The sequence below is a fragment of the Serpentinicella alkaliphila genome (genome assembly GCF_018141405.1).
GTDB classification, from domain to species: Bacteria; Bacillota; Clostridia; order Peptostreptococcales; family Natronincolaceae; genus Serpentinicella; species Serpentinicella alkaliphila.
In genome coordinates this window covers 3,089,072-3,103,195 of record NZ_CP058648.1, presented here as the reverse complement: position 1 = coordinate 3,103,195, position 14,124 = coordinate 3,089,072, and the positions used below count along the sequence as shown (strand labels likewise).

The window sequence follows — 14,124 nt, the reverse complement described above, 5'->3', positions numbered from 1 at the left end:
TATTCAATATAATAAATTTTAACAATACAGTCAAAATTTATCAATATTAAATAAAACAATTAATAAAATCTAAGATATTATATCGCTTCTATAATATGAAACATATAATGTATATCATAAAAAAAGAAGGTGATATGAATGGCTCAACCGTGGCCAGTAGAATGGAGAGCTTATACAAAGAATAACTTTCCAGTTGGAGACCCAGTAGATGAGAGTCCAGGTTCTACTGATATAGTTGGAAGTATAGAATTTCCAGCAGTATTTTATCAGTGGGATGAAAAGGCAATATTTTTTAGAATGAGGCTAAGACAAAGTCCTTTATCTGGAACAAATCTAGTAAATTTCAACTGGGGAGTTCTATTTTCAACTAATACAACTGTGACATCATATGATTGGTTATTTACTGTAAACGGACAAAGCGGTACGTTAGAAATATGGGAGAACTTTATAAAGCAACCGCCTAATAGCTTTGCCGATCAGGCAGAAGGAGTAAATAGAAGTGCCCCTTTTATACCAAGTTATTCTGAATCTGTTGTATTATCTAGTAATGTTAGAGTGCTACCCGTAGAGGATGGTACAAATTTCGGAGGAACAATTAACTATTTTCTAGATTTTCAGATTAATTACAATAAATTTTCTTCACTACTTGAAATCAATGAGGGGACTCACTTATCCTTTATATACTATACTGCTACATCAAATCGAAATGCCAATAAAGATATAGTACCTAATGGACGAACACCTTCTGAATCATTTGGAGACTTTATTACTTTGTCCCCTGAAATATCTATTGGAGCATTAGATGTTATTAAAGAAATAGTTGATGGTCCATCGGAAGTTAAGATAAATCAAACAAACAAATGGTTAATCGAAATTAAAGTAAGTAATCCAGGAGAAAACAATGTTAATGAAGTAGAGGTTATTGATAATTTCTTAGTTAATATAGAGGATGTACAAGTAATTTCTACATCTACAGGGTCAGTTAATATAAATAATAATACTTTAGTATGGGAAGTAGGTAACATTGAAGCAAAAGAAGTACATCTATTGACATTGCAGCTTACTGGAAGTTTTTCAACTGTAGGGGAAGGGGTTCTTGATGAAGTATATGGAAAGGGAGTAGAACCGAGTATTGGCGCTATAAAGACTGGATTTAGTACTGGTTCTGCAATCAATGTACTAAATCATACACCCATCCCGGGATTAGAGATAACAAAGGTGTTAGTAAGTGGTCCGACAAATATCGAAGTAGATACTAATGCTTCTTGGCTAACGGAGATACATGTTAAAAACATAAGTAATGATAATTTAAAAGATGTTATTTTGTCAGATACCCTCTTAATAGAACAAATAAACAGTGCTGCAGTAGTTAGTGTTAGTAAAGGGACCACAGTATTTAACCATAATGTGTTTACTTGGAGAATAGATAATTTAGATATTAACGAAAAAGCCACAATAATAATACAAATTACTGGACAATTTACTACTGTAGGTATGCAAGCGTTAAATCGTGTTTTTGGGGCAGCCACCTCACAAAGTACTGGAAATATGATAATATCCAGGCACTCCATGGATATATTTATTAATGTTGAAAATGTAATTTCTAATAATAAATTGAATTTATTAAAGAGAATTATTGCAGGTCCAAATAGAACAGTGATTAAAGATGATAATACGTGGAGAGTTGAAATCATTGTTAATAACTCTGGTGGAGTTTTACAAGATGTAGTTGTAGAAGATTTAATACTATTAGATAATATTGAAAATATAAATATTGTTGAAATAACTAAGGGTTATTACGAAAGGAGTCTAAATAAAATTTCTTGGGAAGTAGGGGAATTGGATAGTACAGAAGCTGCAAAAATAATATTAGATATAGAAGGTTCCTTTCTAATACCAGGGCCAAAGACATTAAATCGAAGTTTTGCTATTGGATTTGAATCTATTAGTAATAATGAGGTTAGGTCAAATATTTCAAGTCCAGATTTAATAGATGTTTTTAATGAAATAAGTGCATCCCTTAATATTACTAAGAGGATAGTTGACGGATCTCTATCTGTTGTTGTAGGCACTGAAAATACATGGGTTGTAGAAATTCATATTGAGAATAAAGGGGATTTACCAATTAGAGATATTCTTGTAAGAGATATATTTATATTAGACAACAATATTAATGTTGACATAATATCCATATCTAGAGGTAGTGTAAAAATGGAAAGTAACAACTTAAGTTGGTCAATTAATAAACTGCCTCCGGGTGAGAAATCTGTTTTAACTTTTAGACTAACTGGTACAGCAAATAGTATAGGGAGAAGAGGGCTAAATGCAATTATAGGTAGAGGGATTGTAGAAGGAACAGGAGTAGAGATAATAAGTGGACCAATAGCAGATTTGTTTATTTATGTAACGGACGTACTACCGGATGCAAACTTAGTAGTTAACAAAAATGTTATTGAGGGTCCTACTACTTTATTGAGTAATTCTATGCATATGTGGAAAGTGGTAATATCAGTACAAAATCTGTCTCAAAGCCCGATTAGTGAGATAATTATTAGAGATGAAATATTAATAGATGAGATAGTAAAACTTTATAATATAGAGGTCACAGAAGGTATATATCAAGTTTATGATGGAACAATTATTTGGTCAATAGAAAACTTAAAACCCGGTGAATCTACAAATTTATACGTTACAATTTTTGGAAGCTTCTATACGTTAGGAAAACGAGCTATTAATAGAACATTTGCATCTGCAATAGATGAGAGCGCCGGACAGACAGTTTATAGCCATATTAGAAGTGCTGAACATATTTTAATAACAGATTTTATCGCAGAATGTATAATGGCAAATAAAATATACTCAGTATGTCAACAAAGAGAGTGTTTAGATAAAGTTAGACTTTCGATTTCAGGCGGACCTTTCAAGATATTAAACATAACATTTAAAAATGGTGAGATTATACCAAATTCCTTAGACATAACTAAGATTAAGGGGAAAAATTTTAGTAGAGTTAAGTTCCAAATGGTTGTACCTATAAATATAAAACTAAGGCAGATAGATACAGGTACAATTATAAATATTGAGTCCTCTTTACCTATAATTTCAAAGGATATAATAATGTTTATCCCGGAGGGACGAGATGAATTTAGATTAAATATAGTAACTGAAACAGCTTCTAAGCTCTTAAGTAATCCAATTTTTGATGACAACTCAATAATGTTTAAATCAGGAGTATTCATACTAATAAAGGCCGTTGGTGAAGTTCAATTGCATATACCGACATATGGATTCTGTGCCATTCCTGAGGAGTGTGAGGAATATAGAAAAGATATATGTACAAACTTTAATAATTTGAATTTCCCAGAGTTTTTCCCACAATATAAAGAAAATCTTTTTTAAATCTATGTAATTAAAGGATGACACGATGTTTTTAGATTGTGTCATCTTTCTATATTTATTTTAAATAAATAGTCACCTGATAAAATTTTTTACATAATTTAAATTAGATAAAGGACAGATATATGTTTATTTTGAAAAGGGGAATTGAGATGACATTAAAAGAGAGAATTATAAAGAAAGAGGCCAACATAGGAGTCATAGGTTTAGGCTATGTAGGGTTACCCTTGGCAATAGCAGCATCTTTAAGTGGTTATAAAGTTACTGGTATAGACACTGATAAGAAAAAAATTATTAATATCTTATTAGGTAGGTCATATATTAAAGGAATTGAGGATAGTATTATCGTTGAAGCTTCTAAATCAGGTAATTTAATTGTTACACATAATATAAAAAGGCTTGAAAGCATGGATGTTCTAATTATATGTGTGCCTACTCCATTAGATAAGGAGCATAATCCTGATGTAACATTTATAAATGAAGTTGTTACGAATATAAAAAAATACTCGAAAAAAAATTGTTTAATTATACTTGAAAGTACAACCTATCCAGGTACAACACAAGAACTTATTAAGGAAGAATTAGATAAACTAGGGTGGGCCTTAAATGAGCACTATAATTTGTGTTTTTCTCCAGAACGAGTAGACCCAGGAAATAAAAAATATGGATTAAGAAATACACCGAAAGTTGTTGGTGGAATTAGTAAAGAGTGTACAGAGCTTGGTGCCTTATTTTATAAAGAGATAACAGATAATGTCAAATGTGTTTCTTCAGCATCTGTGGCTGAGATGGCTAAATTACTAGAAAATACGTTTAGGTTTATTAATATTGCACTAGTTAACGAATTATCAGTAATGTGTGATAAAATGGGCATTAATATTTGGGAAGTAATAGATGCAGCTGCAACAAAACCCTTTGGATTTATGGAATTTTTTCCTGGGCCAGGGGTCGGGGGACACTGTATTCCTATTGACCCTATATATTTAAATTGGAGAGCTAAGAGCTATAATGTTCAAAGTGAGTTAATTAAATTATCTACACAAATAAATAATAGTATGCCGGAGTATGTAGTTAATTCTATTATTAATATACTAAAGAAGTCTGATTTAGAAAATTGTAAAATACTTGTTATTGGGGTCGCCTATAAAAGAGATATTGATGACATCAGAGAATCTCCTGCAATTCCAATGATTAAATCTCTGAAGAATTATAAGGCAGGAGTAGATTTTTATGATCCATATATTAAAGAAATAGATGTAAATAATGAGATTCTGTATTCTATTGATTATTTAAATAAAGATTTAAGTGAATATGATTGTATCATAATTGTAACAAATCACACTGATATAAATTATAACTACATTTCACAGAATGGAAAAATGATATATGATACTAGGAATTCTTTTAATATGATAAGTGGGAATATTATTACATTAGGAGGGGGTCTTAGTGTAAATGAAAATGTATGATGTAGAGATTAATAAAGAAAAAAAGGTCACAAAAGCAACAGGTGTATCGATAATTACATGTACAAATAAACTTGATGCCCTAGAAAATATCTTAAATAATTACTACAGGCAGGACTGGAGAGTCAAAGAGCTTGTCATTGTAGTGAATAACAATAGGATAGATCTCAATGATTGGAGAAAAAAAATTAATTTAAATAAAAATATTACAATATATAAGCTAGAGGAACAGAAGAATTTAGGTCGCTGTCTGAACTTTGCGATACAAAGAAGTAAATATAATTATGTATCTAAATTTGATGATGACGACTATTATGGAGAAAAATACTTAAGTAAATTAATGCCTCTATTCAACTATACTGATGCTCACATTATTGGAAAAAAGTCCTTTTTTGTTTATTTCAAAGAAAGTAAACTTTTGACTCTTAAATTTCCAGAGTATGAAAATAAAGAGGTGCCTCATTTGGCTGGGGCAACTCTAACAATAAATAAAGATGTATTTAAAAAAGTAAAGTTTTCTGAAACTCTGGTTGCAGGATCAGATAGTGATTTTTGTAATAGATGTTATTTTAGTGGCTTTAAATTGTATTCAGGAAATAGGTTTGACTATGTATGTATAAGAAAATCGAATAAAGATGAACACACATGGAAAATAACAGATGAGGATTTAATGATAAAAGCAACTCGTATCGCTAAAACCGAGGATTTTACTAAATATATATCGTCAAATTAGCAATCTAAAAATCTAATTAGGGGTTACTACATTGTTAATTTGAGTGAAGTAACTCCTTTTAACAATGCCTGAATGACCTGTGCAAGGGGGGCAATTATAAATGAAAGTAGATTTTAATTGTAATAGTGGAGTGTTAAACCTCAAATTTTTGTTAGATCAAAATGAGGGCATGGACTGTACAGGTAGTGTAAAAATGGAAAGAGATGAATGTAAGATAGTTTTACCTAAGGATTGGACAGTATATTCAATTCATCCAGATTTATTTGCACTAGCTGTAATCCTTATTGTTTATCCATTTATAGATAAAGAATTAAACATAGGAATTGGAGTAAGTAAGGAATTTAATGAAGAATTTCATAGTTTAACAGGGAAAAAAATAATTCCTGTAGATAATAGATTGAAACCAAGAAAGGCAGAGCGAAATTCTAGACCTGCGTTAGCATATAGTGGGGGAGTAGACTCAACCGTAGCACTAACGCTTTTACCCGAGAATACCTTCTGCGTATTTTTAGATAGGATATTACCCAAAGATGATAGTAATATAAAAATATACGATAAAAGAGCAATATATAAGGCATGTAAATTTTTAAGCGATATAGGAAGGGATGTTCATGTTATAGAAACTGATTTGGAATATGTAAGAAGTCCAAAGGGATTTGCAATTGAATATTCAACATCAATTCCAGCTATACTATTGGCTGACTATAAAGATGGGTTTGATAGTATCGCTTCAGGTACAGTTTTAGAAAGTGCTTATTTAGAGTTTAAGGACTTTAATAAATCTAGACTATATAATATAGAATGGAGAAAGTTATTTAATATAGTTGACTTACTACGTAATGATGTCACAGCAGGATTAAGCAATGTGGCTACATTAAAAATATTGCATAAAGATCAAAGGTACGTCCATATTGCAAAATCATGTATGAAGAGTGATGGGTTAAAGAATTGTATGGATTGCTGGAAGTGTTTTAGAAAAACGTTGATTATAAAAACCCTTAATAAGGAACAAATTACAGATGAACTAATAGATAGATTGTTTTTAATATCGGAGGCAAGGACATACCTAAAAAGAATCCCTCTTAGATTTGAAAATCAGTTTGCATATATAACAGCTAATTATGAAGGAAGTCATCCTCTGATGAAGTTATTAAAAAATCTAACTAAAGAATACAATAATATAGAAGTTTATTGGCTGGAGAAATGGTATAGCCCATCTGTAGAGCATTTATGTCCAAAATATAAAAATACGATTATAGAAAATATAAAAAAATATGTTGAAGTAATGAGTGAGGAAGAGCAAAAAATAGTACAAAATTGGGATAGTAGAAATATATATAATTTAGATAATTATAAGAAGACACATAGCAGATTTTTAGATACATTGAATAATCATAGAAAAAATAAAAAGAAGTAGAATTTAAGATAATAAAAAATATCTTGAGATAAAATCTCAAGATATTTTTATTCATTGGTGGATTTTATTTGATCTGAATCATTTATATTTTTTATAGATACTTGCTCAATAAGGCCATCTTTTATTTTTAAGATTTTCATCTTTACGTTAGAGACTTCGTACTCAGCTCCCTCTTCTATAGGGATACATGTTTCATCTGACAATTTACAAATAAGTCCACCTAATGTAACTCCTTTGTTTTCAGGTAAGTTAAGTCCAGAATCAAAATTTATTGCATGAACTGGAGATGCTGCTGATACGATATTCCCCTCCCTTTCATAGGAGTATTTTGGTGACATTAGGAATTTACGTGTAAGAAATATAATAGCAATTGCAGCGGTACCTATTAGTAAGTCCATCATAGTTTCACTATAAACAAGCATTTTACGTGCAATAGCAAATAAAACTAATTCTAAAATACTACTTGTTGAATGAGATAATAACATTAAAACTAACTCAACCCCGATTACGAGCAAAAGAGCTACAGCTAAAAACTTCTTCATAATAAAATAGGTCTCACTCACATCAGTTTGGAATATAAGAAATAAATATCTAATAATTGTTATTAAGCCAATTGCTATAGCCAAAACTATACATAATGCTAAAATTAGTTCCAGTCCAGTTGCATATTTTACTAGCTTTTTCTTTATTAGATTCATATTAATATTTGGCATAAAATAATACCTCTTTTCTAAATTAATAAATATAATATTAATAGTCTTTAATAGTATACTCCTATAAAATACATAATGCAACAAAATCGGACAGGTTTAAATATTCAGACATTGAAACAATTTAAATGTATGTTGAAAATTATAAATATAACAAATAGTTTTGTAAGATATTGTAGAATTAAATAACCATAGATTGAGGATAATAAAAGAAAAACTTAAGGAGGTAGATTAAGATAATATGGATAATATGAAGGACGCTATTGATAGAATTCAAGGTTTAGAATGTCCTACAGGAGAATTGGAAAATAGAGTATCTCAAATCCTGGAAGCATATAAGGTTGCGAACAAAGGAGATATATCCATTAATAGGGAAGAGAGAATGGATGGAAATGGTGCTGAAGCTTATAGTGTAGAATTAAGAAATTTTGATAAAGATGCTATGACAATATTAGCTATTTCAGGACCTGAGGACTATGTAGCGAAAGTTGTAGATGTATATCAAAATAATAATTAGGTAAATTAAAAGTAGATAAAAAATAAGGCAAACTTTTAAATGTTTGCCTTAATTCTTTAATATAGTCCTAAAATTGTTGCATTATCAGTAACTAGTTCAATAATAGATTTATGTTGAGGTCCAGGAAAGTTTCTTAGCTCAACTCTAGCTACACCACTAACTTCAGCAATAGCTATACCTTGTGGGTTGTGATAATTATCTATAATTAAATCTGGATTTAATTTAGATAATTCACCAATCTTCGCAGGACTTAATTCCTCTGCACCATAAACTTCTAATACTTCAAACCCTAAGGATCTCACAAAATCAGCCATATGCATATGAACTAAAACTTTAGTTTGACTTATTTCTTTATTTTCAGCTTGTTCAAGAATTGAGTTCATAACATTTGTAAATTCGTTTTCCCAACTTTGTTGAATTTCTAGAGTACCAAGTTTTTCTGCTATAACTCTAGTTTGAGCAACTAAGTGATCATAAGTATTAGTTGTTCTAATCTGAATGGTTTTTTCTTCGTCGATTGAATTTGACTCTAAGATTTTTTTCATGAAACCCTCATATCCCGCCAGTATTACCCAATCAGCTTCTTGTACAGCTACAATATCACTAGGTTTAAAGTCGTATTCAGGCGGATGTCTAAGCTCCACTGGAGCGATGACATCAACACTTTCACCAGTTGCAGCCTCTGCTATTAGGGCAGTCCAACTTGTGGATGCAACTATAGATAGCTGGTCCGATGGATTTTCTTGTACAGCTGGAGTGTTTGTGACTGATTTTGTACAACCAAATACAATTAAAGATGAAATAAGTAATAAAACTACTAACAATAAAGATTTTTTTAGTTTCAATTTAAGTCCTCCTTTTTTGTTCTATATTATTTTTTTATAATAATACTAGCTAATAGAACTGTTACACCTGTTAATGTGATCGTTGCTCCTGTTGGAAAGTCAAAGAGCATTGAAAATAGAAGACCACCAGTTGTCGTAAATAGTCCAAATAGAGATGTAAGTAATATAAGTTGTTTGAAATTTTTAGCAATTCGTATAGCAGCCATAGCAGATAAAAGAATTAAAGAGTCTATAAGTAAGGCACCAACGATTTTCATTGCTACACCAATAGATAATCCAGTTAAAAATAAGAGGCAATTACGAATCCTTTTAGCAGGTACACCTAGCCATTCTGCTTGCTCTTCATCATAAAAGACTAATTGAATCTCTTTAGAGAATATAATATATGTAAAAACTATAACTATTCCGAGTATACTCACAAATACTATGTCGTTATTAGTTAAAGTCAGTATGCTGCCCGTAAATAAACTAAATACTTCTAGGGCAGGAACTCCAGCTTTATAAAATAATAGGAAGGCAAAAGCGATACTCCCAGTCATAAAAAAAGCCCCAATTAACCCAGTATCTAATTTGAATTTATCGGATAAAGGACCAAACAAGAGTGAACCAATAGCTATACATAGGATTGCAATAGTTAAGGGGTTCGTACCCAAGGCTAAACCAATAGCCCCGCCTAATAAACCAAAGTGCATTAATGCAAAGCGTATTGTAGTTATATTGAAAATAACGATAACTATACCTAAAAGTGAAAGGGTACTCCCTGCAATAATAGCCGCAAAAAGTGCTCTTTGAAAAATTGGATATTGTAAAAACTCATAAATACTCATATGATCACCCCAAGGTCCTGATGAATTACTCCATTATTTAAATGAACAACTCGATCACTTACTTGACGGGCATGAACATGGTTATGGCTAATCATAAGAATTGAAAGGTCATATTCAGTTCTAATCTCCTTTATAGTGTTGTCTAAATTGTCTTGAGATTCTAAGTCTAGGTGAGTAGTAGGCTCATCTAATAGTAGTATTTTAGGGTTTCTAACCAATGCTCTAGCTATGTTAAGTTTTTGGGTTTGTCCCCCAGATAACTTTCTACAATCTTCCTTAAGCAGATGACGTAATCCAACTATTTCTAAAATTTCTTCAGTAATTTTTTTGTCTTCTTTATTAGGTTTTTTAAAATACGAGAAAGAAGTACCCCATCTTCCTAATAGGGCAGCGTCAAATACGGAGATTGGAAAATTACCTCGGTTATGAGTTTGTGGTACATAACCAATTTGTGTTCTAAGCCAGGTTTTATTCTTATTATTCGTTACATCTGTATCTAACACCTTAATACTACCATTTAGAATAGGGAGTAGTTGTAATATCCCTTTAAATAACGTGGTTTTACCGGCTCCATTTTCACCAAATATTGATACAAATTCTCCAGCCTGAACATTAAGACTTACATCTTGTAGAATGACTTTTCTTCCATAACCCATAACAATGTTATTTAATTCAATCACATTATTTTTCATAATCTCAAAACCCTTCTATAGATTTTAAGTCAAAATAAAAAAACATGAAGAATAGAGTCTCTATTTCATAGAAACTTGGAATCTTCATGATTCTTAATCTAAATATTAATTTTTTAATAAAATAGATAAGGATATTACAAATATTTTCTTCTGAAAATATTATTTTTTCCACAGTTAGTATAACAACATTTATATAATATGTCAATGTTAGCTCAGAAGCATTATTTTTGATATAATTGTACTTAAGTATTAGAAGTACTATGGAGGTGGCGTTATGAAAATAGCTGTAATAGATGGACAAGGTGGAGGAATTGGTAGGTCTTTAATTGAAAAGATAAAGGGTAAGGGTGACTTTAAAATAATAGCTTTAGGAACAAATACATTAGCAACTGGTAATATGCTAAAAGCAGGAGCTTCCAATGGAGCAACTGGTGAGAATGCAATAGTGTTTAACTCTAGTAGAGTAGACATAATTATGGGGCCGATTGGAATAATAACAGCAAACTCTATGTTAGGTGAACTTACTCCTAAAATGGCTCAGGCAATATCAGAGAGTTCTGCTAAAAAAATACTCATTCCATTTAATAAATGCAATATATACATAACAGGTGTTACAGATGAAAGTCTTCAAAATCATCTAGAAAGTGCAGTCCAAAAACTACTTTCTTTCTAAAAAAATACTAACATGATATTACATGAGTTATGCAGTTGACTCCATATACTGGGAATTTTGCACAGTAAACCAACCTAACAATAAATTCTTCGGCCAAAATTTATCAATAAGTCTTGCAAATTGCCTAACTTCTGTGTCAAAATGTACTTGTATAGTTTGAAAGCATTGCTGTGCTTTTATAACGATACGGTATGTGGCGTTGAAAAAGTTTCGGACCATTTCGCCGTGGGTGAAGCCTTCTTCAGCGCCTTTATTATTGAGTTCCCATCTTGCATAGACAAGTAAAGTTTCTGCTGTAAAAATGAGCTCAATATGGGCGTAATGATGACTTTCCGACGTTGAGTGGCAAGAATTCAACCCCAGTTCTTGTTTTGCAGTTCTAAAAAAAACCTCAATGCTCCAACGCTTAATATATGCATCTAAAGCTTCTTCAGGATTATCGACCCTATTACTAATCAAAAGGTAAGCCCCACGATATGTAGCTGCAACCTCTTTGTTTTTCTCAAATTCATCCTTCATCATTTCAGTATCTTCTTTGAGTCTTGTAGCTACAACTGCTGCAATAGGCGTATAACGATACTTAGTTACTACTTTACCCTGCTTTCCAACTAAACGGTAGGGTAACTTGATATAAATATTAGGTATGGATATAGCACTTACTTTATCTTTGGCACCACTAATAAGAAGTTTGAAAAAACTTCTTTAATAAGCATTGAAGGCTTTACAGGGATAAAGCGTTCTCGGCCTGTAATATTCTCAATTTCTTTTCGATAAAGTGCAGTATTACGTTTTGCCTTAGTAACCCAATCATATTGATGATCTGTGAGCCAATTAAAAAAGTCTTTGCATAAAAACCAGCGGTCCATGGCAACCCATAGTACCCCTGTGTAAATCCGGCGAATATCCATTAGCATTTCTTTTGAAAGATCTATTTTTGTCTGTTTTTCATCGCTATTTTCTACCTTACGCCAAATACGCCAAAACAATGGATATTTAAGTCCGTTCTTTAATACAACAGTTGTAGCAACTATATTCATACACCAGATATTTATTTTAATGGAGCTATCATATAACCAACAAAGGAAAGGGATTTTCTTTCCATGGGCATGAGCCACCTTTGTATCATCAAGTACAATAACATCTCCTTCAGTAAATGCAGTTTCTTCTTCTTGTTGTAGTCTTTGTACTCTTTTAAAACTAAATAAACCCCAATTATAATCAGTTGTAAAAAAGCGGCTAAAGGTATATTGAGCCATTTTAAGATTCCGAAACATCGGTTGTAATAAGCTATCCTTAGTAGCATAATCAGAAATACGTGAGACAGAATTTTTATTAGCAATAAGTCCTACCACATAAGCAAAAGCAATAAGCCAAGTGGGTACACCATTACGTTTTACAATACCCGATTGCGTAAGCAGAAGTGAAAAATCAAATTTATCCCAAATTGCTTTTAAAACTGGCGTTCCGCCCCCATTTCCTTGTTGTAAATTTCTATATTTCGGTTTCCCAAGAGTCATATTTATCACCCATTCATCAAGAGTAATGGCTATTAATACCATTCACTTTGATTATTGGGGCGGGTTTAAAAAGTCAAGTCTTTTTTGCTATTTCAAGACATATAAAACAAAAATATTTTTTAGTATATTATAATATACGATACATCAGTCTTATTTACATTTATTTACACGAACTGCATAACTCATGATATTATATGTAAAAGTAAAAATAAGTATCTTTTAAAATTTTTAATTAAAAACAACTTAAGATTTAGTAAAATACTATTTTTATTATAAAAAGTAGTTGAAAAATTTTTTCTAAACTAGTTTTATTATAGGTTACCAAAACTAAGTATTCCCCATACAATGGAGTAGGGTTAGGGACAGGAGATTAACTAGCCTCGACGATATAAATTAGAGGGGGAAAATATAAATGTCTAACAGAGTAGTAGTTGATTATTATCCAAAGACAAAGCACACTCAAAAGCATGCACCGAAGGCTGATTCTAAAGTAAGTGTGGCAGGCGGAACGGTTGATACTTGCGTGAGTACACCAACAAATATTGCTGCAATAACTTCGGGTGTTGTAGCTAAGATACCAGTTGTATTAGCAGAATTAACCTTAAGAGTTAACATTAATTCTATTATTAAACTTCCTGAGTTTGCATATGAAATTAAAGATATTAAGAAAAAAGTAAAAGTAACTCAATGCTTCCTAGTCCCACAAACAGGGATGTTATTCATAAAAGGTTTTATTAGAAAAAATATTCAATATGCAACAAGAGTAGGTTCAACACTGCAAAGCTTTTATGGTGATATTCGTCACTTTACAGCAGATATTCCATTTACTTGTACAACAGATGTTACTTTTAATGGTATTCCACCGGCACCTATTGTAAATAGTACTTCAAATGAATTTGTATATAATATGAGACAGGATGTAGTTGGTAAAGATTTTGGAACAAAAGATAAGCTTTTATCTAGCGACTTAACTGAATATAATCAAGTAAGTACTGAGTTCTTTAATGAATTGCCTTATTGCGATTTAGTAAGTGCAACAATTGTTGAGCTTGATGAAGCTTTAAATCCTACATTCCCTCCATTTAAAGAGGTACCTTTTGAGGAAAGAATGTTTGAAAGAATCGAAGAAAAAATGGTTCTTGATTTAACACTAAAAATACTTCAAAATCGTCAAGTGGCAATTCCACGAATTATTGGAGCTGCAGACTACGATTGCTAATTTAATTAGATACTAATAAGATAATTCTTCAGAACCCCAAAGGGGTTCTTTTTTTTATAATTATGTTCAATTCTAATATATTCAAATATACATCTAAGTGTGCAAAAAAGTA

The 14,124-nt window shown here is 31.3% G+C and carries 13 protein-coding genes; 7 read left to right on the top strand and 6 right to left on the bottom strand.

What is annotated here, in order from left to right:
• Nucleotides 1–138 precede the first annotated feature (138 nt).
• From HZR23_RS15815 to HZR23_RS15800, 4 genes are all read left to right on the top strand, one after another.
• Nucleotides 139–3,399: a hypothetical protein gene (locus tag HZR23_RS15815; protein ID WP_132849661.1), complete on the top strand. Its 3,261-nt coding sequence runs from the start codon at nt 139–141 to the stop codon at nt 3,397–3,399.
• A 149-nt stretch (nt 3,400–3,548) separates the two neighbouring features.
• Nucleotides 3,549–4,865 carry a nucleotide sugar dehydrogenase gene (locus HZR23_RS15810; protein WP_132849662.1) on the top strand — a complete coding sequence of 439 codons (1,317 nt, stop codon included), beginning with the start codon at nt 3,549–3,551 and terminating at the stop codon, nt 4,863–4,865.
• Nucleotides 4,852–5,595: a glycosyltransferase gene (locus tag HZR23_RS15805; RefSeq protein ID WP_132849663.1), complete on the top strand. Its 744-nt coding sequence runs from the start codon at nt 4,852–4,854 to the stop codon at nt 5,593–5,595. Before HZR23_RS15810 ends, HZR23_RS15805 begins: the two co-directional genes overlap by 14 nt.
• Before the next feature lie 100 nt (nt 5,596–5,695).
• Nucleotides 5,696–7,012, top strand: a complete 1,317-nt coding sequence (locus HZR23_RS15800) for a DUF6395 domain-containing protein (RefSeq protein WP_132849664.1) — start codon at nt 5,696–5,698, stop codon at nt 7,010–7,012.
• A gap of 47 nt (nt 7,013–7,059) precedes the next feature.
• Here the strand turns inward: HZR23_RS15800 and HZR23_RS15795 are convergent, their stop codons facing one another.
• Nucleotides 7,060–7,725, bottom strand: a complete 666-nt coding sequence (locus tag HZR23_RS15795) for a transporter associated domain-containing protein (RefSeq protein ID WP_132849665.1) — start codon at nt 7,723–7,725, stop codon at nt 7,060–7,062.
• Between the two features lie 238 nt (nt 7,726–7,963).
• On the opposite strand from HZR23_RS15795, the gene HZR23_RS15790 reads away from it, so the two are divergent.
• Nucleotides 7,964–8,239 (top strand): hypothetical protein, encoded by a 276-nt coding sequence (locus tag HZR23_RS15790; protein WP_132849666.1) that lies wholly within the window; start codon nt 7,964–7,966, stop codon nt 8,237–8,239.
• 56 nt (nt 8,240–8,295) lie between these two features.
• On the opposite strand, the gene HZR23_RS15785 is transcribed toward HZR23_RS15790, so the two are convergent.
• From HZR23_RS15785 to HZR23_RS15775, 3 genes are read right to left on the bottom strand one after another with little or no spacing between them, the layout of a single operon-like run.
• A complete protein-coding gene (locus tag HZR23_RS15785; RefSeq protein WP_132849667.1) occupies nt 8,296–9,084 on the bottom strand; it encodes a metal ABC transporter solute-binding protein, Zn/Mn family in 789 nt (262 codons plus the stop codon).
• A 26-nt stretch (nt 9,085–9,110) separates the two neighbouring features.
• A complete protein-coding gene (locus HZR23_RS15780) occupies nt 9,111–9,911 on the bottom strand; it encodes a metal ABC transporter permease (RefSeq protein WP_132849668.1) in 801 nt (266 codons plus the stop codon).
• Complete coding sequence (locus HZR23_RS15775) at nt 9,908–10,603, bottom strand: metal ABC transporter ATP-binding protein (RefSeq protein ID WP_132849669.1); 696 nt, start codon at nt 10,601–10,603, stop codon at nt 9,908–9,910. Before HZR23_RS15775 ends, HZR23_RS15780 begins: the two co-directional genes overlap by 4 nt.
• 274 nt (nt 10,604–10,877) lie before the next feature.
• Here HZR23_RS15775 and HZR23_RS15770 point away from each other — a divergent pair, with 274 nt between their 5' ends.
• Nucleotides 10,878–11,276: a DUF3842 family protein gene (locus HZR23_RS15770; RefSeq protein WP_132849670.1), complete on the top strand. Its 399-nt coding sequence runs from the start codon at nt 10,878–10,880 to the stop codon at nt 11,274–11,276.
• 27 nt (nt 11,277–11,303) lie between these two features.
• Here HZR23_RS15770 and HZR23_RS17405 read toward each other — a convergent pair whose 3' ends face one another.
• On the bottom strand, nt 11,304–11,798 hold the full coding sequence (locus tag HZR23_RS17405) for a transposase (RefSeq protein ID WP_249536676.1): 495 nt from the start codon (nt 11,796–11,798) through the stop codon (nt 11,304–11,306).
• 134 nt (nt 11,799–11,932) lie between these two features.
• The gene (locus tag HZR23_RS17400; protein ID WP_249536700.1) at nt 11,933–12,835 is read right to left on the bottom strand and encodes a transposase; all 903 of its coding nucleotides are present in this window, start codon (nt 12,833–12,835) and stop codon (nt 11,933–11,935) included.
• Nucleotides 12,836–13,205: 370 nt separating this feature from the next.
• On the opposite strand from HZR23_RS17400, the gene HZR23_RS15760 reads away from it, so the two are divergent.
• Nucleotides 13,206–14,012 (top strand): CsxC family protein, encoded by an 807-nt coding sequence (locus tag HZR23_RS15760; protein ID WP_132848953.1) that lies wholly within the window; start codon nt 13,206–13,208, stop codon nt 14,010–14,012.
• Nucleotides 14,013–14,124 lie beyond the last annotated feature (112 nt).